We start from the raw sequence: 23,207 nt of genomic DNA, 5'->3' as shown, positions 1-23,207 counted from the left end.
CGGCGCGATCAGGTCTTTTATTCGGCTGCCTCGACGGCTTCGGCCTCTTCTGCGGATTGGCGCGCCCACATCTGCGCATAGCGCCCGCGGTGCGCCAAGAGCTCGTCATGGCGCCCGCTTTCGACCACCTCGCCCTTCTCCAGCACCACGATGCAATCTGCATCCACAATCGTCGACAGCCGGTGCGCGATGGTGATCACCGTGCGCCCCTTGCCCATCGCTTTCAGGCTGGTCTGGATGTCGCGCTCGGTCTGGGTATCCAGCGCCGAGGTTGCCTCGTCCAGCAGAAGGATCGGCGGGTTCTTCAGGATCGTGCGGGCAATGCCGACACGCTGCTTTTCACCGCCCGACAGTTTCAGCCCGCGCTCACCCACCGCCGTTTCATAGCCCTCGGGCAGGCTCATCACGAAGTCATGGATCTTGGCGGCCTTGGCGGCGGCGATGATCTCGTCCTCGGAGGCATCCGCGCGGCCATAGGCGATGTTGTAGCGGATCGTATCATTGAACAGCACGGTATCTTGCGGCACCACGCCGATCACGCCATGCAGGCTGTTTTGCGTCACATCGCGCAGGTCTTGCCCGTCGATGCGAATGGCGCCGCCCGTCACATCGTAGAACCGGAACAACAGCCGCCCGATGGTGGATTTGCCCGACCCCGACGGGCCGACAAGCGCAACCGTCTGCCCCGCCGGAACCGTCATGGAAATGCCTTTCAGGATCGGACGCGCCGCATCGTAGTGGAACTCGGTCGCGTCGAACGCGATCTCTCCGCCCGTCACGACCAGATCGCGGGCATCGGGGGCATCCTTGATCTCGGCGGGCTGGTGCAGCAGGTCGAACATCTCGCCCATATCGACCAGCGCCTGCCGGATCTCGCGGTAGACCGTGCCAAGGAAGCCAAGCGGCATGGTGATCTGGATCATGAAGGCCTGCACCATGACGAAATCACCGACCGTCAGCGTCCCCGCCTGCACCCCCATCGCCGCCATCACCATCACCGTCATCAGCCCCGCCGAGATAATCAGCGCCTGCCCGAAGTTCAGGAAGGCCAGCGACTGGCCGGTTTTCACCGCCATCGCCTCGTAGCCCACCATCGAGGCATCATAGCGTTCAGCCTCGCGGGCGGAGGCATTGAAATACTTGACGGTTTCATAGTTCAGAAGGCTGTCGATGGCCTTTTGGTTGGCCTGCGTATCGGCCTCGTTCATCTGGCGACGGATCGCGACGCGCCATTCGGTCACTTTGAAGGTAAAGGCCACATAGGCCCAGATCGTCAGCACCACCGCCAGCGCATAGCGCCAGTCGAAGGCGACGAAAAAGATCACCGCCACCATCGACAGTTCCAGGATCAGCGGACCGACCGAGAACAGCATAAAGCGCAAAAGGAAATCGACCCCCTTCACACCGCGTTCGATAATGCGGCTAAGCCCGCCGGTCTTGCGGGTGATATGGTAGCGCAGGCTGAGGCGGTGGATATGCGTAAAGGTCTCAAGCGCGAGCGAGCGCAGCGCGCGTTGCGCCACGCGCACGAAAAGCGCATCACGCAGTTCGCCAAAACCCACCGTCATCAGCCGCGCCACGCCATAGCTGATCGTCAGGAAAATCGCGCCCAAAGCCAGCGCCATCGCGCCCTTTGCCTCGCCCGCCAGCACGTCGACCGCCTGTTTGTAGATAAACGGTGTCGAGACCGAGATGATCTTGGCCGCAACCAGCGCGCACAGCGCCAGCACGACGCGGCGCTTCACCCACGGCGCCTCCGAGGGCCAGAGGTAAGGCAGCACCGCACGCAGCGTGCGCGCACCCCGCGCGCGCTCATCCGGGCCGGGTTTTCCGCCGACAGTAATCTGGGAGGGGGCCATGCATCGCCCTTTCGTATCATTCGCGCAATAGGAAACAGGCGCGAAGAGCCCCTCGCGCCTGCGGTTAAAATAGGTGTGCTTTCGGTGCTCTGCCAGCCCTATTCGGGTAAATCGAACACCTGCCCGGGATAGATCAGGTCCGGGTCGCGGATCTGGCTGCGGTTAGCCTCGAACACACGGACGTAGAGGAAGCCATCGCCGTAGGTCTCGCGGGCGATGGCCCAAAGCGTGTTGCCACGCTCGATGGTGATGCGGCGCACACCGGCGGGCGGCGGTTGATCTTGCTGGTCGGCAGGCACGGCCACCGCGGTGATAGCACCGCTTGCAGCACCGCTGACACCGGCCTGCCCCTCGGGTGCGGGTTGCCGCGCGGGGGCGGTCTGCGCCAGCTCTTCAGCCGCGCCCGTCACCTGCGTTTCGGCCCGCGCGATCACCTTGCCCGCCGCGTCCAGCGCATCGACGCGCAGGACATGCGCACCCGCGCCGATTTTCGGCAACTCAATCCGCCAGCTTCCATCGGGCGCAGCCGCCGCCAGCCCGACCTCGGCGTTATCCAGATAGGCCCGCACAAGCGCGCCTTCGGGCGCACCACGCCCCGAGATCACGCCACCGTCCGTCAGCGCCCCTTCGGCCAGCGTGTCGATCACCAGCTGCTCCGAGGCGCCCTCCAGCACCCGCGCGCCCTCGGCATCGGCCACAACGACCGGCGCCTGAATATCCGACGCCGCCACGACGATGCTTTCGCTGCCCTCGCGCGCAACACCATCCTCGCCCGTCACCCGCAGCGTCAGCATCCGGTCAACGATTGCGGCACCGGCATCCAGAAGTGCTGTGTATTCGCCGCTCGACGAGGCCCGCGCCTCGCCCACCTTCTGGCCATCGACCAAAAGCTCGACCAGCGCATTCGGGGTCGCCTGCCCTGCAACCACCATCGAGCCGTCCTGCTCGGCGCGGAACAGATCGAATTTCGTGGGGGCCAGATCGGCAACGATTTCAGCAACCGCTTCGGCCTGTTCCGAAACCCCGGCCACAACCTCTTGCGCCGCAGCTTCCGCGGGCTCCACTGCGGTTTCGGTCACTTGCCCGACCGCAGCGGCGACCTCGGCGGCAGCCTCCGCAACGGGCGTGGCCGCTTCGCCAATCGCCTGTCCGGCCTCTGCCGCAGCCGCCTCGACCGCAGGCTCCACCGCAGCGATGGCGGCAGCAGGTTCGGGGGCCGGAGCCGTTTCTTCTGCCTTGGTTTGCGCCGCCACAGGGGCCGGAGCCTCCGGCTCCCCCCCGCCATCGCGGTCGATGAAAAACCAGCCCAGAATGATGACCGCGACCAGCGCAACCCCACCCGTCAAGACCTTGGTCTTTTGCGACCCAGTATCGCCCGATGCCTCGTTCATCTTCGTTCCTTATGTCATATACGCGTCACGCGCCTTGAGGCACACTAGCAACGCAGCTATCACCACTCAAGAACCTGTGAATAGAACAAAAGGATGCCCCCAATGACCCAAGTGCTTCGTTCGGTATGTGTGTATTGCGGGTCGCGGGCGGGCCAGCGCCCCGCCTATACCGAAGCCGCGCGGGCAACCGGCACTATGCTGGCCACGCGCGGCTGGCGTCTGGTTTACGGCGCGGGCGATGTCGGGCTGATGGGCGAAGTGGCCCGCGCCGCGCAATCGGCCGGCGGCGCGACCTTCGGCGTTATCCCCGACCACCTGTTCCCGCGTGAGGTCGGCAAGCGCGATCTGTCGACCTTTATCGTCACCGAAAACATGCACGAGCGGAAAAAGGTGATGTTCATGAACTCTGACGCGACGGTGGTCCTGCCCGGTGGCGCAGGGTCGCTGGACGAGTTCTTCGAGGTGCTGACATGGCGCCAGATCGGCCTGCACAAGAAACCGATCTTCCTTTTGAATACCGATGGTTACTGGGCACCGCTCATGTCACTTCTGGACCATATCATCGCCGAAGGTTTTGCCGATGCCAGCCTGCGTGACATCGTCGTGCTGGCCGATGACGTCCCCGCCCTAGAAGCCGCGATCGAGACCGCGTTCGGTTAACGCCGAAAGCGCAGCGTCACAGCCGTATAAAGCGCGATGGCCAGCCAGATCAGCACCAAAGCCGCGACATGCCACGTCGTGACAGGCTCCAGAAACACCAGCGAGGCGGCAGCAAACTGCAAAGTGGGGTTGAGGTATTGCACCAGCCCCACCGTCGCCATCCGCACCCGCTGCGCCGCGTAAGAAAACATCATCAACGGCCCGCCGGTCATCACCCCCGCGAACGCCAGCATCGCCGAGCTTTTCAGATCATCGCCGAAATGCACCCCCGGCTCGCCGTGGTAATACCACAACACGCCAAGTGCGAACGGAGCCAGCAGAATGGTCTCGCTCAGCACCGAGGTCGCCGAACCAACCGAGAGCCGCTTTTTGAAAAGCCCGTAGGTTCCGAAAGTTACCGCCAGCCCGAGCGAAATCCACGGGGTCACGCCAAGCCCCACCCCAAGCACCGCAACCCCGACTGCAGCGATTCCGACAGCCAGCCATTGCGCACGGGTCATGGTTTCGCCAAAGGCAGCCCGCCCAAGCAAAACCATCAGCAGCGGAAAGATGTAGTATCCAAAGCTTGCTTCGATCGCGTGGCCATTATGAACGGCCCAGATAAAGCCGAACCAGTTGGCCGAGATAACCGCCGCCGCCGCGAACACGCGCAAAACCAGCCGCGATCCCAGCAATTGCGCAGTCAGCGCCAACCGCCCTTTGGCCAGCTGCACCAGACCGATAAAGACCATCGACCACAGCGTCCGGTGCGCCAGAACCTCAAGCGGAGCGACGCCCGACAAAGCCTTGTAGTAGATCCCGGACAGGCCCCAGACCACACAGGACAGGACCAGCACCCAAAAGCCTTTTGCTGCATCGCTCATCGCGTCTGACCTGTTTCTCAGCCCCTAAAAAAAGCCCGCCTGACGGCGGGCTTCATCATCTCTATCGCAGCTCGGATCAGAGGCGCGACGCAACGTTTTCCCAGTTGACCAGCTTGTCGAGGAAGTTGGTCAGGTAAGCCGGACGCTTGTTGCGGAAATCGATGTAGTAGGAGTGCTCCCACACGTCGCAACCCAGAAGCGCGGTCTGGCCAAAGCACAGCGGGTTCACGCCGTTTTCGGTTTTCGTGACCTTCAGGCCGCCGTCGGTGTCTTTCACCAGCCAGCACCAGCCCGAGCCGAACTGGCCCGCGCCCGCAGCGGCGAAATCGTCCTTGAATTTCTCGACCGAGCCGAAGCTTTCAACAATGGCTTTTTCCAGCGCGCCCGGCATGACCTTGCCGCCCGGACCCATCATTTCCCAGAACTGGGCGTGGTTCCAATGCTGGGACGCATTGTTGAAGATACCGTTTTGCGCAACCGCGCCAGCCTGGTAGGTGCCCTTGACGATGTCCTCAAGCGACTTGCCTTCCCACTCGGTGCCAGCGATCAGCTTGTTGCCGTTGTCGACATAGGCCTTGTGGTGCAGGTCGTGGTGATACTCGAGCGTCTCTTTCGACATGCCGAGATCGGCCAGAGCGTCGTGGGCATAAGGAAGATCGGGGAGTTCGAAAGCCATATCAAATGTCCTTTTATGGGTGTTCGCGTTTTCACATCCTATAGAAGGGCGCGGCGCGCCAAGGTCAAGGGCCGAGCCCCACAACCTTAGAAATCTTCTAGTTTTTCTTGCGCTCTTCGGCGGCGGCCTTCATCCGGGCCAGAAGCTCGGCCTTGGTCTCGCTTTTGCCGAAGGGGTTTTTCGCGCTGCCTTTGGCGTTGTGTTCGCTGTGGCGCGGCGCGTTCGAGCCCTTTTTCGGCACACCGTGTTTGGAATAATCAACCATGTCGCATTCTCCTGCTTTGCCCAAGAGATGCCCGAGCGCCCTGCCATTGGCAAGCCATCCGCAAAAGAAAGACCCCGAGGCCCAAACCTGACCGAAGTGCGGGATTGGAAAATCCTTCGGTCAGGCCATAAGGGCCTCGGGGCTTTGGGGCCGAAGCCCCGTGGTCCGGTCAGGAAATCTCGCCGCCTTTGCGCGAAGAAACCTCGAGCAACCCGAACATATAGCTTGCGACCGAACGGAAGCAGACCAGCGAGAGTTCCTCCGGACCAGAACGCCACAATGCAGCGGCGACCTGTGCGGCCCGCGTGCGACGCATCTCGCCCGCGGCCAGTTTCGGGAAATCGACGGGGCTGAGCTTCATCAGAACCTCATCCGCCTTCGCGCCCGAAACGGTAAACATGGCCCGCGCATCGGACACATTCGTCACCAGCGCGTGCTCTTTTGCCAGTGCCTCGGCGAGGGTTGCAGCGGTCGCAGCAGCCTCGTCATAGGCACAGATCAAGAGCAGTTCATCGGGGCTCATCCATGCGATCGCACGGGCCTCCCCCTCTTCGATCCGGCGCAGCGCAGGAACCGGAAGCCCCAGAGCCTTGAGCGCCTTTGCCAGCCCTTTCGAGGCCAGATCCGCGCGGATCGTGATCATGCCTTTGAGGCCAGCTTCGGCCACACGGGCGAAACCTTCAGCCGATTTGCCGTTCAGCGGCGAGACTGCGTTAGACATCCTGCTTCTCCCCTGCCTTGTCATAGAAGACCGCATCGACGATGCGCGCCTTGATTACCTTGCCCTCGTCGGCGGGGAAGTCGAGAACCTCGCCCATCCGGTCGGGACCATGCTTGACCAGACCCATCGCGATCCCCTTGCCAAGCGTCGGCGAATAGTAGGTCGAGGTCACGCGACCTTGCACATTGCGCTGGCCATTCGGGTTATGCCCCTCGGCCACCGCATAGACGCCATCGGGCAGAACCGAACCATCAAGCGTTTCCAGACCCACCAGTTTCCAGCGGCCGGGATCGGTCATGTGGCTGCGGGCCTGAGCGCGCTTGCCAAGGTAGTCCTCTTTCTTCTTCGAGATCGCCCAGCCAAGGCCAAGATCCTGCGGGATCACGGTGCCGTCGGTTTCGTCGCCGATCATGATGAAGCCCTTTTCGGCGCGCATCACGTGCAGACCTTCGGTGCCGTAGGGCATCACGCCGAACTCTTCGCCGGCCGCGTTGAGCGCCTCCCAGAAGGCCGCACCTTCGTTCGCCGGAACCGCGATTTCGTAGCTCAGTTCGCCCGAGAACGAAATCCGGTAGATCCGCGCGTTGAAGCCGCCAAGCACGCCGTCCTTGAAGGTCATGAACGGCAGCGCCTCTTTCGAGACATCCATCCCGCCCAGTTTTTCAAGCAGCATCCGGGCTTTCGGGCCGACAACGGCGACCTGCGCGAATTGCTCGGTCAGGTTGGCAGTATAGACCTTCCAGTCCCACCACTCGCATTGCAGCCAGTCTTCCATCCAGCCGTGGATACGATCCGCCCCACCCGAGGTGGTGTGGCACAGCCAGGTATCCTCGTCGATGCGCACGACCACGCCGTCGTCCGACAGGAAGCCGTTTTCGTTGCACATCAGACCGTAGCGGCATTTGCCGATGCCAAGGGTGCTCATCATGTTGGTGTAGAGCATGTCGAGGAATTTCCCCGCGTCCGGCCCTTTCACCACGATCTTACCCAGCGTCGAGGCATCCAGCAGACCCACGTTCGTCCGCGCGTTCAGGATCTCGCGGTTGACTGCCTCGCGGTGGGTTTCGTTGCCACGCGGATAGCAATAGGGGCGACGCCACTGGCCGACCGGCTCCCAATGGGCGCCACGGGCTTCGTGCCATGCGTGCATCGGCGTGCGACGCAGCGGCTGGAACAGCTCGCCCCGTGCCTCGCCGGTGATCGCGCCAAAGCTGATCGGCGTGTAGGGCGGGCGGAAGGTGGTGGTGCCGGTTGCCGGAATGGCCCGGCCAAGCGCATCAGAAAGAACCGCCAAGCCGTTGATATTCGACAACTTACCCTGATCGGTAGCCATGCCGAGCGTGGTGTAACGCTTGGTATGTTCGACCGATTCATAGCCCTCGCGCGCAGCCAGCTGCACGTCCGAAACCTTCACGTCGTTCTGGTAATCAAGGAAGCTCTTGAAGCGCAGCGCGGGCGGAGCACCTGCGGGCATAACCCAGACCGCCTCGATCGGGGCTTCCTCTTCCGAGGCGGCACCGATGCCAAAGCTGCCCATGATCTGCGACAGACCCAGATCACCATTGGCCGCGCCCACGATCTGCACCATCGCCTGACCGTCTGCACCCGTTGCCGGGCGGGTCTGGTCGGGGCGGAACATCGCGTTTGCCTCGTCCCAGTTCAGCTTGCCGCCGCAATGCGACCACAGGTGAACGATGGGGGACCAACCGCCCGACATCGCGACGCAATCGCAGGCGATCTCGTTGACGACAGTGCCCTCGCCCGCCTGACGGCAGATTTCGACCCCAGTGACCGACTTGCGGCCCTTCACCTTGGCGATGCCGTGGCCGGTCATCACCTTGACGCCACGCGCCTTGACGGCGGCGATCAATGCGCTGTTCACATTGTCACGCGCATCGACAACGGCCGGAACCTCAAGCCCCGCATCCAAAAGCGCGAGTGCCGTGCGATAGGCGTCGTCGTTGTTCGTGACGATAACCGTGCGCTTGCCCGGAGCCACAGCCCAGTTCACGACATAGTCGCGCACGGCAGAGGCCAGCATCACGCCCGGAATATCGTTGCCATAGAACGACAGCGGGCGTTCGATCGCGCCGTTGGCCGCAATCGTCATCTTGGTGCGGATGCGCCACAGGCGGTGACGCGGGCGGCCATCGCCGGGCGTCGTGTCGGCAACGCTTTGGTAGCCGACGATATAGCCGTGGTCATACTGGCCCGACATCATCGTGCGGGTCATCAGCGTGACGTTGTCCATACCTTCCAGCGCCGCAACAGCATCGCGCACCCAGCCTTCGGCATCATGGCCGTCAATCTGGCCGCCATCGACAACAGCGCGGCCACCCCAATGGGCGGTTTGCTCCATCACGATCACGCGCTTGCCAGCCTTGGCTTCGCGCAGCGCCGCGGCCAGACCCGACACACCGCCGCCCGCGACGACGACGTCACAGAAGGCATAGGCCTGTTCATAGCGGTCCGGGTCTGCCTCTTTCGGCACGGCGCCAAGGCCCGCCGACTGACGCACGATCGGCTCGAACAGGTGTTTCCACGCAAAGCGCGGGAACATGAAGGTCTTATAATAGAAGCCCGCCGGAAGCAGCCGGTAGAACTTGTCGTTGATCTCACCGACGTCGAACTCAAGGCTCGGCCAGTGGTTTTGCGACTTGGTCACCGCGCCCTCGAACAGCTCGGTCGTGGTGGTGCGCTGGTCGGGTTCAAAGCGGTCGCCCTGCCCCAGACCGACAAGCGCGTTCGGCTCTTCCACACCGCTGGCGACGATGCCGCGCGGACGGTGGTATTTAAACGAGCGGCCGACCATCGTCTGGCCCGCGCCCAGAAGGGCCGCCGCCAGCGTATCGCCCGCAAAGCCCTGCATGGACTTGCCGTTAAAGCTGAAGGAAAGCGGTTTCTTGCGGTCGATCAGACGCCCGCCGGTAGAAAGACGGTGGCTCATTTGTAGCCCTCCCAATCGGGGCGGCGCGCCTTGACGGCGGCAATGACATCAGGATGCGGGACGGAGTTCTGCGCCTTGTAGGTGCCGAACACTTCAAGCGTGGCGGTGCAGCGTGCGGCGAGGAACCACTTGCCGCAGCCATAGGCATGGCGCCAGCGTTCGAAATGCACGCCCTTGGGGTTTTTGCGCGCGAACATATAGCCTTCGAAGTCGGTGTCCGAAGAGCCGGGACCAAAGCGTTTCAGATGCGCTTCGCCGCCCGGAGCCAGTTCGGCTTCTTCACAATCGACGCCGCAATAGGGGCAATGGAGTATCAGCATGTCAGCGGGCCTTCTTGCTGGAGGGCATCGAGGCAACGCGCCCCTGTCCCTCGGAATGGTTCGTCCAGTTCAAGCGAAGAGCGGTCATCAGTGCGCCACCCCTGCCGCGACGCTTTCGTCGATGAAGCGGCCTTCGATAAAGCGGTTCAGGCCGAAATCGGCAGCCAGCGGCCCCGGTTCGCCCTTGGCGACCAGCTCGGCCATCGCCCAGCCGGACCCCGGGATCGACTTGAAGCCACCCGTCCCCCAACCGCAGTTGACAAAGATGTTTTCAACCGGCGTTTTCGACAGGATCGGCGAGCGGTCGCCGGTCATATCCACGATGCCGCCCCACTGGCGCAGCATCTTGAGGCGCGAGATCATCGGGAAGGTCTCGACCAGCGCGCGGACGGTCTCTTCGACATGGTGCCAGGAGCCGCGCTGCGTGTAGTTGTTGAAGCCGTCGGTGCCGCCACCGATAACCATCTCGCCCTTATCGGATTGCGACATATAGCCGTGCACGAGGTTCGCCATCACGACCACGTCCATGCAGGGCTTGATCGGCTCGGACACCCACGCCTGAAGCGCTGCGGATTCGATCGGCAGGCGGAAGCCCGCCATTTCGGCCAGAACCGAGCTATGCCCCGCAACGACCATCGCCAGCTTGCCGCAGTCGATTGAACCTTTGGAGGTGTCAACGCCGACAACCTTGCCGTTTTCGGTGCGAACGCCGGTCACTTCACATTGCTGGATGATGTCCATCCCCATGTTCGAGCAGCCGCGCGCATAGCCCCAGGCCACCGCATCGTGACGCGCGGTGCCGCCGCGCTCCTGATAGAGCGCACCCAGAACCGGATAGCGCGGCCCGTCGATATTGATGATCGGCACAAGGTCTTTGACCTCGTTGCGCTCGATCCAGCGGGTTTCGACGCCTTGCAGGTTGTTGGCGTAAACCGTGCGCTTGTAGCCGCGCATCTCGTGCTCGGACTGGGCCAGCATCAAAAGGCCGCGCGGGCTGAACATGACGTTGTAGTTCAGATCCTGCGACAGATCTTCATAAAGGCCACGGGCCTTTTCATAGATCGCCGCCGAGGGGTCTTGCAGATAGTTCGAACGGATGATCGTGGTGTTACGGCCCGTGTTGCCGCCGCCAAGCCAGCCCTTCTCGATCACGGCGACATTGGTGATGCCGTGGACCTTGCCAAGGTAATAGGCGGTCGCAAGCCCGTGCCCGCCCGCGCCGACCACAACCACATCGTAGCGCTTCTTCGGCTCGGGGCTTTTCCAGGCGCGCTCCCAACCGGCGTGGAAGCGCATCGCCTCCCGCGCCACCGCAAACATCGAATAGCGTCTATTGCCCATCGTCTGGCCCTCTGCTGCAAGTCCTGTCCGGTGCACGAATCTACCCTATCGCGCCACGGAACTGTTCTCTTTGTTGATGGACCCTGTCGCACGCAGAATTCTACCCCGAAGCGGCATACCACGGAAAAAACCGACATTGAGGCGCGACAATGCGCCCGCTCACGGCCTTGAGACTTTCCCAGCCGCGCGAACTCGCCTAAACGGGGCCAGAACATAGGAGACGTCATGCTGTTCTGGACCCTGATTGCCGCCCTTGTGGTGCTTGTTGCCGCGCTTTTCGTGCTGGCTCTTGTCCGCCGCCAACCCGAGGCCGCCCCGACTGCCGCGTATGACATGCAGGTCTATCGCGACCAGCTTCGCGACATCGAGAAAGACGCGGCGCGCGGCGTGATGGGCACCGAAGAGGCCGAACGCGCCAAGCTGGAGGTTTCGCGCCGGATGCTTGAGGCCGACCGTGAAGCAAAAGCGACCGAAGGCGCGACCCGCCCGCCGAAAGGCGCTTTGGCGGTTGGCCTTGGCCTGATCGCCTTGGCGCTTGGTGGATCGTTCTTCCTGTATGCCCGACTGGGCGCGCCCGGCTATCAGGACATGCCGATGGCCGAGCGTTTTGCCATGGCCGACGAGATCTATAACGAGCGCCCCGACCAGCCCACCGCCGAAGAACAGGCCGCCGAGGCCCGTGGCCCCCTGCCCGAACCCGACGCGCAATTCACCGATCTTATGGCGCGCCTGCGCCAGGCCGTCGAGGACCGCCCGAACGATCCGCGCGGACTGGAGCTTCTGGCGCGCAACGAGGCCGCTATGGGCAATTTCCGCGCCGGATGGGAAACCCAGCAACGCCTGATCGACGTCAAGGGCGATGCGGCGAGCGCGAATGATTACGCCTCTCTGGGCGAGTTGAAGGTGATCGCGGCAGGCGGGCTTGTGACGCAAGAGGCCGAAACCGCCTTCGCCACCGCGATGGAGAAAGACCCGCGCAACGGTCTAGCGATGTATTACCTTGGCCTGATGATGGCACAAAACGGCCGCGGCGACCGCGCCTTTGACATCTGGGATACGCTTTTGCGCCTCTCGACCGAGGACGAGCCGTGGGTGCCGATGATCCGCGCCAATATCGACGATCTGGCCTGGCTTGCGGGCGAGCGCAACTATACCCAACCCGCCGCCAAAGGCATTCCGGCAACGCTGGCCGACATTCAGGCCGCCGCCCGCGCACCGATGCCGCAAGCGCGCGAGATGATGCTGCGCGACAAGCTAGAGGCGCTGAATGCCAAGATGGCTGGCTCGGGCGGCCCTGTGGGCGATTGGGTTGTGCTGATCTCGGGGCTGAAACTGCTGGGCGAGGAAGACCGCGCCGCAGCCCTCTTCACCGAAGCCCAAAGACATTTCGAAACCTCGCCCGAGGCGATGGACGCGCTGCAACGGGCGGCGGATGGCGAAATCCCCGGCACCGACGGGTTGAAAGGCCCGACCGCCGAGCAGATGCAGGACGCCGCCGAAATGAGCGACGCGGACCGTCAGGAGATGATCCTTGGCATGGTCAACGGCCTCGTGGACCGGCTTGAGACCGAGGGCGGCTCGGGCGCGGAATGGGCGCGCGCGGTGATGTCGCTGTCCACGCTGGGTCAGGCAGACCGCGCGGCGGATCTTTACGCCAAAGGCAAGACCGCACTGGCCGATGACGCGGCCGCCCTTGCGGCCCTTGAAGAGGCGGCGCAAAACGCCGGCCTGTCGCAGTGATCTGCCCTGACATCGAAAGCTTCGCCGCAGCCATCCCGCGTATGGGCGCGGTGGCGGGGCTTGACCTTGGCACCAAAACAGTCGGCGTTTCCGTCTCGGATGCGCTGCGCTCGGTCGCGACGCCGCTGACCACAATCCGCCGCACCAAGTTCACGCAAGACGCCGAGGCATTGCTGAAAATCGTGGCGGAGCGTGACCTTAAGGGGCTTGTCCTTGGTCTGCCCCTGAACATGGACGGTTCCGAAGGCCCGCGCTGCCAATCGACCCGCGCCTTCGCCCGCAATCTGGAAAAGCTGACCGACCTGCCGATCACCTTCTGGGACGAACGCCTCTCGACGGTGGCGGCCGAACGCGCCATGCTTGAGGCCGACATGAGCCGCAAACGTCGCGCCGAGGTCATTGACCACGTCGCGGCCGGGTTTATCTTGCAAGGCGCCCTCGACCGTCTGGGCTATCTGGGACAAGGCCAATGAACGACGACATCTGGAAGCGGCAGGAAATCGAAAGCCCCTGCATCAAGATTTGCGCCATCCATCCGGTCGAGAAAATCTGCGTCGGCTGCTATCGCACCGGACCGGAAATCGGCCAGTGGTCGCTGTATGACGCCGAGACACGCCGCGCGATCATGGCCGACCTGCCCGCCCGCGCGCCCCGCCTGCGCAAGCGCCGCGGGGGGCACTCGACCCGCGTCAGCGAATAATCACCGCCCCTGACGGCGCGCCATAAAGGCCAGCCGCTCGAACAGGTGCACATCCTGCTCGTTCTTCAAAAGCGCGCCATGCAGACGCGGCAAAAGCGACGCGCCTTCGCGTTTCAGATCTTCGGGGTTCAGGTCTTCGGCCAGAAGCAGTTTGAGCCAGTCCAGCACCTCCGAGGTCGAGGGCTTTTTCTTCAGCCCCGGCGTCTCGCGGATTTCATAGAACTGCGTCAGCGCCTCGGTCAGAAGCGCGGGCTTGAGGCTCGGAAAATGCACATCGACGATCTGCTTCATCACCTCGGCATCAGGGAATTTGATGTAGTGAAAGAAGCAACGGCGCAAAAACGCGTCGGGGAGTTCTTTCTCGTTATTCGAGGTGATGATGACCACGGGCCGGTGGCGCGCGCGGATCGTCTCGCCGGTCTCGTAGACGTAAAACTCCATCTTATCAAGCTCTTGCAGCAGGTCATTCGGAAACTCGATGTCCGCCTTGTCGATCTCGTCGATCAGCAGAACAACCTTTTCATCGGCCTCGAAGGCCTGCCACAGCTTGCCCTTGCGGATGTAGTTTTTCACGTCATTCACGCGTTCGTCGCCAAGCTGGCTGTCACGCAGACGGCTGACGGCATCGTATTCATAAAGCCCCTGCTGCGCCTTGGTGGTGGACTTGATGTTCCACTCGACCATCCGCAGCCCTAGCACCTCGGCCACCTGACGGGCCAGCTCGGTCTTGCCGGTGCCGGGTTCGCCCTTGACCAATAGCGGACGCTCCAGCGCCACCGCCGCATTGACGGCCAGCGTCAGATCAGGGGGAGCGACGTAATCTTTGGTGGATTGGAACCGCAAGGGAGCCTCCGTTTTCAAGTAGCGGCGCCACCCTAGCCGCCCCCCAGACCCGCCGCAAGCAGCGCCCTGCCTTGGGGTAACCTTGACGCAGCGTGAAAGCAGGGCGTGACATCCCTTCCCGCATGGGGTAAGTGAGCGCCCGAGAAAGTGCCACAACGGGGCGTGTTCTGGCCCCGCTCATTTCGTGGCACGTCAGAAAGGGCAGTAATGAAAGCCGAATCTTTCCTTCCCGACGATTACCGTCCCGCCGAGGACGAACCGTTCATGAACGATCGTCAGCTCGAATATTTCCGCCGCAAGCTTCAGGCGTGGAAGCACGAGCTTCTGGAACAATCCGCTGAGACGCTTGAAGGTCTGGCCGAATCGGCGCGCAACGTGCCTGACATCGCCGACCGTGCATCGGAAGAAACCGACCGTGCGCTGGAACTGCGCACCCGTGACCGCCAGCGCAAGCTGGTCTCGAAGATCGACGCAGCACTGCGCCGCATCGACAACGGCGAATACGGCTATTGCGAAAAGACCGGCGAGCAGATCTCGCTCAAGCGTCTGGATGCGCGCCCGATCGCGACGATGACGCTTGAGGCGCAAGAACGCCACGAGCGCCGGGAACGGGTCCACCGCGACGACTGAAACAACCCGTCTGGTTGATTTCGCTCAAGGACAGGACAACGCCGGCGCCGCCAAGGTGCCGGTGTTTTCGTTTGGAGGAACCTCGAAGTGCTGATCGGAAAACAAATCACCGTTCTGGGGGCTGGCGTTGCAGGGCTGACGGTAGCGCGGGCTTTGGCGCTGCGCGGGGCGGATGTCACGATTTTCGAACAGGCCGAGGCAATCCGCGAAGTGGGGGCCGGTTTGCAGATTTCCCCGAACGGCGCGCGTGTGCTCCATGCGCTCGGGCTTGGGGATGCGTTTGCGGCGGCTGGTCCGCGCGCCGAAGCGGTCGAGCTGTGGGACGGCGAGACCGAGACCCGCGTCGCGCGTCTTGATCTGGCACGCCACAAGCCGAATGACGAATACCGCTTTCTCCACCGCGCCCGCCTGATTGATTTTCTGGCCGAAGGTGCGCGCGACGCAGGTGTGCATATCCGGTTGCTGCAGCAGGTCGATGCGGTTGACCTTTCGGGGCCGAAGCCGCGCCTGACCACGCATCAGGGCGCCGAACTTGAGACCGATTTCCTGATCGGCGCGGATGGGCTTCATTCCAAGGTGCGCAAGGCGCTGAACGGCGATGCGACACCGTTTTTCACCAATCAGGTCGCATGGCGCGCGCTGGTGCCGGCCCGCGATGATGAACCCAATATCGCGCAGGTGTTCATGGCACCGGGGCGGCATCTGGTCAGCTATCCGCTTGGCCATGGGCTGCGCAATATCGTCGCCATCGAGGAGCGCCGCCGCTGGGTCGAAGAAAGCTGGACGCTGCACGACGACGCGCTGTCAGTGCAGGCCGCGTTCGAGCATTTCGGCCCCACCGTTCAGGCATGGCTGGATCAGGTCGAGAACCCGTGGCTTTGGGGGCTGTTCCGCCATCCGGTCGCGCAGCACTGGTTCGGGCGCAATGCCGTCATTCTGGGCGATGCCGCGCATCCGACGCTGCCGTTCCTTGCCCAGGGCGCTGTCATGGCGATCGAGGACGCATGGGTGCTGGCACAAAGCCTTGCAACGCATGACAGCACCTCCACGGCGCTCGCCGCCTATCAGGCCGCGCGCCGCCCGCGCACCTGCGACATCGTCGAGGCAGCAAACCAGAACGCGCGAAACTATCACCTCTCGGGCGTAAAGCGCATGGTCGCCCATCTGGGCCTGCGTGCGATTTCGCACCTCGCGCCCGCCAAGTTGCTGGGGCAGTTCGACTGGGTCTATGACCACGACGTGACCAAGGGCTAGCCCGCCCCCCTCAGAGCGATTGCAAGGCGCCCAAAGGCAGGATAAAGCCTCGCGCATGACAAACAGAGCCGCTCTCCCGCCCGAAATCGCCCGCCGCCGGACTTTTGCGATCATCTCGCACCCCGACGCCGGCAAGACCACGCTGACCGAAAAGTTCCTGCTTTTCGGGGGCGCGATTCAGATGGCCGGTCAGGTCCGCGCCAAGGGTGAGGCACGCCGCACGCGCTCGGACTTTATGAAGCTCGAACAGGATCGCGGGATTTCGGTCTCGGCCTCGGCCATGTCGTTCGAATATCACGACTACCGTTACAATCTGGTCGACACCCCCGGCCACTCGGATTTCTCGGAAGATACCTATCGCACGCTGACTGCCGTTGACGCGGCCATCATGGTGATCGACGGGGCGAAGGGCGTGGAAAGCCAGACGCGTAAACTGTTCGAGGTGTGCCGCCTGCGCGACCTGCCGATCCTGACTTTCTGTAACAAGATGGACCGCGAAAGCCGCGATACGTTCGAGATCATCGACGAGATTCAGGAAAACCTGGCGATCGACGTGGCACCTGCTTCGTGGCCGATCGGTATGGGCCGCGATTTTCTGGGCTGCTACGACATCTTGCATGACCGCCTTGAACTGATGGACCGCGCGGACCGCAACCGCGTGGCGGAATCGATCAAGATCGACGGTCTGGACGATCCGAAGCTGGCCGATCACATCCCCGCCGATCAACTGGCCAAGCTGCGCGAAGAGCTGGAGATGGCGCGCGAACTGTTGCCCGCCTTCGACCGCCAATCCTTCCTTGAAGGCCATATGACGCCGATCTGGTTTGGCTCGGCGATCAACTCGTTCGGCGTGAAGGAACTGATGGACGGGATCGGCGAATTCGGCCCCGAACCGGAAGTCTTTAAAACGCTTGAGCGCGAGGTCGCCCCCGAAGAGAAAAAGGTCACGGGCTTTGTCTTCAAGGTGCAAGCCAATATGGACCCCAAGCACCGCGACCGCGTGGCCTTCGTGCGCCTTGTCTCGGGGCATTTCGAGCGCGGGATGAAGCTTTTGCATGTGCGGTCGAAAAAGCCGATGGCGGTGTCGAACCCGGTGCTTTTCCTCGCCGCTGACCGCGAGCTGGCCGAAGAGGCCTGGGGCGGCGACATCATCGGCATCCCGAACCACGGGCAATTGCGCATCGGCGACGCGCTGACCGAGGGCGAGACGCTGCGCTTCACAGGCATCCCGTCCTTCGCGCCCGAACTGCTGCAATCGGTGCGCGCGACCGACCCGATGAAGGGCAAGCATCTTGAAAAGGCGCTGATGCAATTCGCCGAAGAAGGCGCGGCCAAAGTGTTCAAGCCCGCCATCGGCTCGGGCTTTATCGTGGGCGTCGTCGGCGCGCTGCAATTCGACGTGCTCGCCTCCCGGATCGAGATCGAATACGGCATCCCCGTGCGGTTTGAGCCGTCGCAATTCACTTCGGCCCGCTGGGTGCAGGGCGACAAGGCAATCGTGGAAAAACTGGTGAACGCCAACAAGCAGCACATCAGCACCGACCACGACGGCGACATCGTCTTCCTGACCCGCCTGCAATGGGACATCGACCGCGTCGTGCGCGACTACGAAGGCGTGCGGCTGAGCGCGACGAAAGAGATGATGCAGTGACGGCTTTGGGCCACCCCTGCCCCGATTTTGGGACAGAGGTGGCCTGATCGCCTTCGGACTCGCGCGCGGTCGCCAGCGCTGCTAGGGTCGCGCCAAACCCGAGGAGATCGCCCATGACACCGCTTCCATCCGATCTGACCACGCTTCTGTGCCATCAGGCGAACGCGCCCGAGGGGATCACTTCGGTCGAGGCGCTGGCCGATTTGTGGCTGGCGGACCACCGCGAAGATCCGGGCGAGGATGCGGGCGAGCCGGTCTGGTCGGACCTGTGTGTCTTTGAACTCGACGCCCACCCCGAAGAGCTTTTGGCCTTTTGCCTGCGCGCGATCCGCAAGGCCGAAAACGGTTGGCAGGTCGGGCTGATTGCGGCCGGCCCCTTAGAGGAACTCCTGGGCGCGCATGGCCCCGCCGTCATCGCCCGGATCGAGGATCAGGCACGCCGCGCGCCGCGCATCGCCTATGCGCTGACCGGCCTTTGGCAGCCCGAAGACTGCGCCCCCGACGTCTGGGCGCGGATCGAGGCCGCCCGCACCCCGATGATGGATCGCGGGCTTGACGCGGGCGCGCCCTTGCCGCCCGCCTAAGCCTGTGGGTCGATCAGCCGCCCATATTCCTGAATAGCGAAGCGGTCGGTCATCCCCGCCACATAGTCCAGCACCACCCGCGCCAGCGCTGTGCGCCCGGATTCGGTCGTCAGATCGCCGCCCATCATGCGCGCGCGCGTGACTTCGTCCTGCCAATCATCGGGCAACAGCTCGGGGCGTTCCAGAAACAGCGGGAAAAGCGCATTCACCATCCCGGTCACCCGCTTGCGTTCCTCAACCACACTGGGCGCGCGATACATGCGGGTAAACAGGAAGCTCTTGATTGCCTTGATGTTTTGGTAAAGCGGCTTCGAGAAGCGGATGATCGGCCCCTCCATCGCGCGGATGTCATCGACGCTTTGCGGGTTAAGCGAGATCAGCCGGTTGGTCGCCACATGGATCACATCCTCGACCATCACGCCAAAGACACGCCGCAAAGCCTCGTGCCGGCGGCGCATCGGGTCGATATTGGTATAAATCCGGTCAACGGCGGCGAAACATTCGTCGATCGTCGGCAGCTCGCACAGGTCGGCTTCGGTGAACAGGCCCGCGCGCAGACCATCATGCAGATCGTGGTGATTATAGGCCACATCATCCGCAACCGCCGCCACCTGCGCCTCGGCGGACGCATTGGTTTCCAGCTCCAGATCCCACATCGCGTCAACCTCGGCCAGCGCATAAGGCAGCAATTCGCGCGTGGGCGCGGTATGCGATCCGCCGCTGTCCGAGATCACCGGGCCATTATGTTTTGCAATCCCTTCAAGGGTTTCCCAGGTCAAGTTCAACCCGTCAAAGTCGGCGTAATGCTTTTCCAGCCGCGTCACGATGCGCAAAGCCTGCGCGTTGTGGTCAAACCCTCCGTAGGGCGCCATCAGCACATGCAGCGCGTCCTCGCCCGTGTGGCCAAAGGGCGGGTGGCCAAGGTCATGGGCCAAAGCCACCGCCTCGGCCAGATCGGTGTTCAGCCCCAATGCCCCCGCGATCGTGCGCGCGACCTGCGCCACCTCGATCGTATGGGTCAGCCGCGTGCGGTAATAATCGCCCTCGTGTTCGACAAAAACCTGCGTCTTGTGCTTGAGCCGCCGGAAGGCCGAGGAATGGATGATCCGGTCGCGATCGCGCTGAAACGGCGAGCGGAAAGTCGAATAATTCTCGGGGCAAAGCCGCCCGCGGCTCGCCTCGGGGTGGCAGGCATAGGGTTTAAGCGTCACTGGACCTGTCCTCACATCCAAATCGTCGGGGGCGCCTTGTTGCGCCTCTTTCCCCCTCTATATAGGATCGGGACGCAAAGAACAGGTGAACCATGTCTCTGACCCTGCCCCCCAAAGTAACCGAGCGCGCTTTTGCGCGGCTGGCCGAAATCAATGACGGTGCCGACGCCCCCAAAGCGCTGCGCATCGCGGTCGAGGGCGGCGGCTGCTCGGGGTTCCAGTATGACATGCAACTGATTGACGAGGCCGACCCCGCCGACCTGATCCTCGAAGGCGCGGGCCAGCGCGTGCTGATCGACCCGATCTCGCTGCCATTTCTGGAAAACGCGGTGATTGATTTCTCGGACGAGCTGATCGGCGCGCGGTTTGTGGTGAACAACCCCAACGCCAGCGCATCCTGCGGTTGCGGCATCTCGTTTTCGATGTGACTTCCCTTCGCGCGACACGCCCCCTATCAAGACGCAAAGGGAGACGCCCATGAAAATCGCGACCTTCAACATCAACGGCATCAAGGCCCGCTTCGAGGCGCTGCAAGACTGGCTGCGCGAGGCGGAGCCGGATGTGGCGCTGTTGCAGGAGATCAAGTCGGTGGACGAGGGCTTCCCGCGCGAGATCTTTGAGAACATGGGCTATCACGTTGAAACCCATGGGCAAAAAAGCTTTAACGGCGTCGCCATCCTGTCGCGTTACCCGCTGGAGGATGTGACCCGCGGCCTTCCGGGCGACGAAAGTGACGAACAGGCGCGCTGGATCGAGGCCACGGTTGTGGGCGACCGGGCCGTGCGCGTTTGCGGGCTCTACTTGCCGAACGGCAACCCCGTGCCGGGGCCGAAATACGACTACAAACTTGCCTGGATGGAGCGGATGCGCCTGCGCGCGGCCGATCTGTTGGCGAGCGAAGAGCCGGTGGTGATGGCGGGCGATTACAACATCATCCCGCAAGACGAAGACGCCGCCAAGCCCGAGATCTGGCACGAGGATGCGCTGGCGCTCCCCGAAAGCCGCGCGGCCTTTCGCCGTATCCTGAACCTTGGCTACACCGAGGCCTTCCGCACCCGCGAACCGGCGGCGGGGCAGTATTCGTTCTGGGATTATCAGGCGGGCGCATGGCAGCGAAACAACGGCATCCGCATCGACCACCTGCTGCTTAGCCCGCAAGCCGCGGACCTGCTGCGCGAGGTTGGCATCGACAAGGAAATCCGTGGCCGCGAAAAGCCCTCGGATCACGTGCCTGTCTGGGTCCGGCTGGACGCTTAATCGCGCTTTTTGCGGAAGATCGTATCGCGCCCGACCCGCGCAAGCAAATCCGCTCCGGCCTCGGTCCCGAAATGCGGGCGGTGTGCAAGGTCCGGCAAACGCTCGGAAATTGCGGCGCTCAGTTCTTGCGGCAAAAGCGACAGCGTCGCCTCACTGACCAGCAGGCTTTCGCACGGAATCCCCTCGGCATAGACAATCTCGTGTTGGTCAAAAACCAAGGCGTAATAATCGACATAGCCGCCCTCACGCCGCCAGACATGCTCGCCATCGACCAGATGCTTGGCCTGCACCAGAATTTCCGAGGTATCCGCCAGCCGTTTTGCCCCGCGCCGGTAAAGGAAAATCCGGTGATGAGGCGAAACGACCAAGTCGCCCTCATTACCCAAGGTGCCCGCCGAAATCACCACCGGCGCAAAAGAGCCAAGCGCGCGCATCGTCGCCTTCGCGACCATCCGCAACTCGCGCGGGCCGGAATCGCGGGTCAGCACACGGTCCCCGGGTTGAAGCGTCTCGATCGGGCGCTGCGCCCCGCCCGCAAGGGTAATCATCGTGCCGGTGGTAAAAGCCACACAAACCAGATCAGAGAGCCGCACCTCGCCCGGGTCTTCATGCGCCTCGAGCAACGTATAGTCGATGCGATGGCCGACCGGCGACAGCGGCAAGGCGAACAACGCCGCACTTGCCTCGTGCCGGATCAGCAGGATGTCCACCTGATCGCCCTGCGGGTCCATGAACACATGGCGCGCGACAAGCGCTATCCGGTCTCCCACCGCACCAAAGCCCGACCCTGCCGCAAGATGCTGATTGCCCGCCCCCTGTGTCAGCACCAGCCTGACCGGCGCGGCATCGGGTTCCAGTTGATAAACATCGCCCGGAAGGCACAGCCCCGCCTCGTCCAGCCCGTCGCCCTGATTGGCGCCAGATGTCACCCAGAACAGATCCGCGTCATAGACGTGAACGATCTGGGCCGGCAGGACACGATCATCGGACATAGGCGAAACGACCTCGCGGGCTACAGATAATGGCGACATTGAAGGAAACTGTTTGAAACGGGGTTAATCAGGTCATTCCCCCTGCGTCAAGGCTCTGCCCCCGATGCCTTGCGCTAACATCTTCACCCTGTTATCCAGCCTCATCCTGAGAAATTTGATCGGAAAACCGCGTGTCCAGCCCTGCCCAATCCGGACTGCCCCCGGCGCCCCGCCTAGAAGTGCACAACCTCAAGCGCCTGTTTGATGGGCAGATGGTGGTGGATGATGTCTCATTCTCGATTCCTGCGGGGCAAGTGACCTGCCTTCTGGGGCCATCGGGCTGCGGTAAATCGACGACGCTCCGGATGATCGCGGGCGTTGACATGCAGGACTCGGGCAAGATTTTCGTCGATGGCGCGCTGGTCTGCGACACGGTGTTTCGAATCCCGCCAGAGCGTCGCGCTATCGGCTTGATGTTTCAGGATTTTGCGCTGTTTCCGCATCTGTCGGTCGCGGATAACGTGGCGTTTGGCCTGAAAGGCGACAAGGCGGCAAAGCGCGCGCGCGTGGCTGAATTGCTGGAGCGCGTGCATCTGTCGAAACACATCGACAGCTTCCCACATGCGCTCTCGGGCGGCGAGCAACAGCGCGTCGCACTCGCCCGCGCGCTGGCACCAAGCCCGCGTATCCTGTTGATGGACGAGCCCTTCTCGGGGCTGGATGAACGCCTGCGCGACGGTATCCGCGACGAGACGCTGGCGCTGTTAAAAGAAGAAGGCACCGCTGTTCTTCTGGTCACGCATGAACCGCACGAGGCGATGCGGATGGCGGACGAAATCTTGCTGATGCGCGGCGGAAAAATCGTGCAGCGCGGCGCGCCCTATAACCTGTATAACGCGCCCATCGACCGTGCGGCAGCGGCGTTCTTCTCGGATGTCAACGTGATTGCCGCCCGCGTCGAGGGGGCGCTGACGAAAACCGCCTTTGGCGATTTTCTGATGCCGGGCCATCCTGATGGCACGGCGGTTGACATCGTGATCCGCCCGCAGCACCTGAAAATCGACTTTGATCGCGCGGGCCGTGGCCCCAACCCCACCCCGCAAGACGGCACGCCCGCACGCGGCGTGGTCGAGCGCGCGCGGTTCATGGGGCGCGAAAGCCTTGTGGAATTCCGCATGGATTTCGACGGCTCGATACTGCGCACCACCGTGCCAAATGTCTTTCTGCCCAAACCCGGCACGGCGATGTGGCTGATGATCCGCCGCGACCGCTGTTTTGTCTTTCCAAAGAAGGGCTAAGGCCGCGCAATATCCCGCATGACGA

At 63.0% G+C, this 23,207-nt stretch carries 23 protein-coding genes; 11 read left to right on the top strand and 12 right to left on the bottom strand.

The annotated features are described in order from the left end of the window. Positions 1 to 17 precede the first annotated feature (17 nt). Both RYZ20_RS00970 and RYZ20_RS00965 read right to left on the bottom strand, forming a co-directional pair. The gene (locus RYZ20_RS00970) at positions 18 to 1,859 is read right to left on the bottom strand and encodes an ABCB family ABC transporter ATP-binding protein/permease (protein ID WP_317670011.1); all 1,842 of its coding nucleotides are present in this window, start codon (positions 1,857 to 1,859) and stop codon (positions 18 to 20) included. Positions 1,860 to 1,957: 98 nt separating this feature from the next. After that, positions 1,958 to 3,250 (bottom strand): LysM peptidoglycan-binding domain-containing protein, encoded by a 1,293-nt coding sequence (locus RYZ20_RS00965; protein WP_317670010.1) that lies wholly within the window; start codon positions 3,248 to 3,250, stop codon positions 1,958 to 1,960. Positions 3,251 to 3,343: 93 nt separating this feature from the next. Here RYZ20_RS00965 and RYZ20_RS00960 point away from each other — a divergent pair, with 93 nt between their 5' ends. Next, positions 3,344 to 3,910, top strand: coding sequence for an LOG family protein (locus RYZ20_RS00960; RefSeq protein WP_411572302.1), 567 nt, complete (start codon positions 3,344 to 3,346; stop codon positions 3,908 to 3,910). Here the strand turns inward: RYZ20_RS00960 and rarD are convergent. From rarD to RYZ20_RS00925, 7 genes are all read right to left on the bottom strand, one after another. Beyond that, positions 3,907 to 4,773, bottom strand: a complete 867-nt coding sequence (gene rarD / locus RYZ20_RS00955) for an EamA family transporter RarD (RefSeq protein ID WP_317670008.1) — start codon at positions 4,771 to 4,773, stop codon at positions 3,907 to 3,909. The two genes, RYZ20_RS00960 and rarD, sit on opposite strands and share 4 nt — an antisense overlap. A gap of 76 nt (positions 4,774 to 4,849) precedes the next feature. Further along, positions 4,850 to 5,449: a superoxide dismutase gene (locus tag RYZ20_RS00950; protein ID WP_317670007.1), complete on the bottom strand. Its 600-nt coding sequence runs from the start codon at positions 5,447 to 5,449 to the stop codon at positions 4,850 to 4,852. A gap of 97 nt (positions 5,450 to 5,546) precedes the next feature. Further along, a complete protein-coding gene (locus RYZ20_RS00945; protein ID WP_317670006.1) occupies positions 5,547 to 5,714 on the bottom strand; it encodes a hypothetical protein in 168 nt (55 codons plus the stop codon). Between the two features lie 169 nt (positions 5,715 to 5,883). Continuing rightward, positions 5,884 to 6,435 (bottom strand): sarcosine oxidase subunit gamma, encoded by a 552-nt coding sequence (locus RYZ20_RS00940; RefSeq protein ID WP_317670005.1) that lies wholly within the window; start codon positions 6,433 to 6,435, stop codon positions 5,884 to 5,886. Beyond that, entirely contained in the window at positions 6,428 to 9,382 is a 2,955-nt protein-coding gene (locus RYZ20_RS00935; RefSeq protein WP_317670004.1) for a sarcosine oxidase subunit alpha family protein, read from the bottom strand. Before RYZ20_RS00935 ends, RYZ20_RS00940 begins: the two co-directional genes overlap by 8 nt. Next, a complete protein-coding gene (locus RYZ20_RS00930) occupies positions 9,379 to 9,702 on the bottom strand; it encodes a sarcosine oxidase subunit delta (RefSeq protein ID WP_317670003.1) in 324 nt (107 codons plus the stop codon). Before RYZ20_RS00930 ends, RYZ20_RS00935 begins: the two co-directional genes overlap by 4 nt. An 87-nt stretch (positions 9,703 to 9,789) precedes the next feature. Further along, positions 9,790 to 11,043: a sarcosine oxidase subunit beta family protein gene (locus RYZ20_RS00925; RefSeq protein ID WP_317670002.1), complete on the bottom strand. Its 1,254-nt coding sequence runs from the start codon at positions 11,041 to 11,043 to the stop codon at positions 9,790 to 9,792. A 225-nt stretch (positions 11,044 to 11,268) separates the two neighbouring features. Between RYZ20_RS00925 and ccmI the strand changes: the two genes are divergently transcribed. Genes ccmI through RYZ20_RS00910 form a run of 3 tightly spaced genes read left to right on the top strand, consistent with a single transcriptional unit; the run spans position 11,269 to position 13,483 of the window. Then, on the top strand, positions 11,269 to 12,783 hold the full coding sequence (ccmI, locus tag RYZ20_RS00920) for a c-type cytochrome biogenesis protein CcmI (protein WP_317670001.1): 1,515 nt from the start codon (positions 11,269 to 11,271) through the stop codon (positions 12,781 to 12,783). Continuing rightward, positions 12,780 to 13,256 carry a Holliday junction resolvase RuvX gene (gene ruvX / locus RYZ20_RS00915; protein ID WP_317670000.1) on the top strand — a complete coding sequence of 159 codons (477 nt, stop codon included), beginning with the start codon at positions 12,780 to 12,782 and terminating at the stop codon, positions 13,254 to 13,256. The genes ccmI and ruvX overlap by 4 nt, the downstream gene beginning before the upstream one ends. Beyond that, positions 13,253 to 13,483, top strand: coding sequence for a DUF1289 domain-containing protein (locus tag RYZ20_RS00910; protein WP_317669999.1), 231 nt, complete (start codon positions 13,253 to 13,255; stop codon positions 13,481 to 13,483). Before ruvX ends, RYZ20_RS00910 begins: the two co-directional genes overlap by 4 nt. Here RYZ20_RS00910 and RYZ20_RS00905 read toward each other — a convergent pair whose 3' ends face one another. Then, positions 13,484 to 14,326, bottom strand: coding sequence for an AAA family ATPase (locus RYZ20_RS00905; RefSeq protein ID WP_317669998.1), 843 nt, complete (start codon positions 14,324 to 14,326; stop codon positions 13,484 to 13,486). It abuts the gene before it with no gap. 207 nt (positions 14,327 to 14,533) lie between these two features. Between RYZ20_RS00905 and dksA the strand changes: the two genes are divergently transcribed. The 4 genes from dksA to RYZ20_RS00885 all read left to right on the top strand — a co-directional run bounded on the left by dksA (position 14,534) and on the right by RYZ20_RS00885 (position 18,445). Next, a complete protein-coding gene (gene dksA / locus RYZ20_RS00900) occupies positions 14,534 to 14,956 on the top strand; it encodes an RNA polymerase-binding protein DksA (RefSeq protein ID WP_317669997.1) in 423 nt (140 codons plus the stop codon). An 87-nt stretch (positions 14,957 to 15,043) separates the two neighbouring features. Next, complete coding sequence (locus tag RYZ20_RS00895) at positions 15,044 to 16,210, top strand: FAD-dependent monooxygenase (RefSeq protein ID WP_317669996.1); 1,167 nt, start codon at positions 15,044 to 15,046, stop codon at positions 16,208 to 16,210. Between the two features lie 55 nt (positions 16,211 to 16,265). Then, a complete protein-coding gene (locus tag RYZ20_RS00890; protein WP_317669995.1) occupies positions 16,266 to 17,861 on the top strand; it encodes a peptide chain release factor 3 in 1,596 nt (531 codons plus the stop codon). A gap of 113 nt (positions 17,862 to 17,974) precedes the next feature. Next, the gene (locus RYZ20_RS00885) at positions 17,975 to 18,445 is read left to right on the top strand and encodes a DUF6869 domain-containing protein (RefSeq protein WP_317669994.1); all 471 of its coding nucleotides are present in this window, start codon (positions 17,975 to 17,977) and stop codon (positions 18,443 to 18,445) included. Here RYZ20_RS00885 and RYZ20_RS00880 read toward each other — a convergent pair. Then, positions 18,442 to 19,656, bottom strand: coding sequence for a deoxyguanosinetriphosphate triphosphohydrolase (locus RYZ20_RS00880; protein ID WP_317669993.1), 1,215 nt, complete (start codon positions 19,654 to 19,656; stop codon positions 18,442 to 18,444). The genes RYZ20_RS00885 and RYZ20_RS00880 overlap by 4 nt on opposite strands. 92 nt (positions 19,657 to 19,748) lie before the next feature. On the opposite strand from RYZ20_RS00880, the gene RYZ20_RS00875 reads away from it, so the two are divergent. Together RYZ20_RS00875 and xth are read left to right on the top strand one after the other, a co-directional pair. Beyond that, a complete protein-coding gene (locus RYZ20_RS00875) occupies positions 19,749 to 20,084 on the top strand; it encodes a HesB/IscA family protein (RefSeq protein WP_317669992.1) in 336 nt (111 codons plus the stop codon). A 49-nt stretch (positions 20,085 to 20,133) separates the two neighbouring features. Further along, on the top strand, positions 20,134 to 20,913 hold the full coding sequence (gene xth / locus RYZ20_RS00870) for an exodeoxyribonuclease III (protein WP_317669991.1): 780 nt from the start codon (positions 20,134 to 20,136) through the stop codon (positions 20,911 to 20,913). On the opposite strand, the gene RYZ20_RS00865 is transcribed toward xth, so the two are convergent. After that, complete coding sequence (locus RYZ20_RS00865; RefSeq protein ID WP_317669990.1) at positions 20,910 to 21,905, bottom strand: Hint domain-containing protein; 996 nt, start codon at positions 21,903 to 21,905, stop codon at positions 20,910 to 20,912. The genes xth and RYZ20_RS00865 overlap by 4 nt on opposite strands. A gap of 251 nt (positions 21,906 to 22,156) precedes the next feature. On the opposite strand from RYZ20_RS00865, the gene RYZ20_RS00860 reads away from it, so the two are divergent. After that, positions 22,157 to 23,182 (top strand): ABC transporter ATP-binding protein, encoded by a 1,026-nt coding sequence (locus tag RYZ20_RS00860; protein WP_317671278.1) that lies wholly within the window; start codon positions 22,157 to 22,159, stop codon positions 23,180 to 23,182. Positions 23,183 to 23,207: the final 25 nt, after the last annotated feature.

Origin of the sequence: Pseudothioclava alba (assembly GCF_033100795.1) — a bacterium.
In the GTDB taxonomy this organism is placed as follows: Bacteria; Pseudomonadota; Alphaproteobacteria; order Rhodobacterales; family Rhodobacteraceae; genus Pseudothioclava.
Note: the sequence above shows the minus strand (reverse complement) of the source record. Positions and strands in the feature narration are given on the sequence as shown.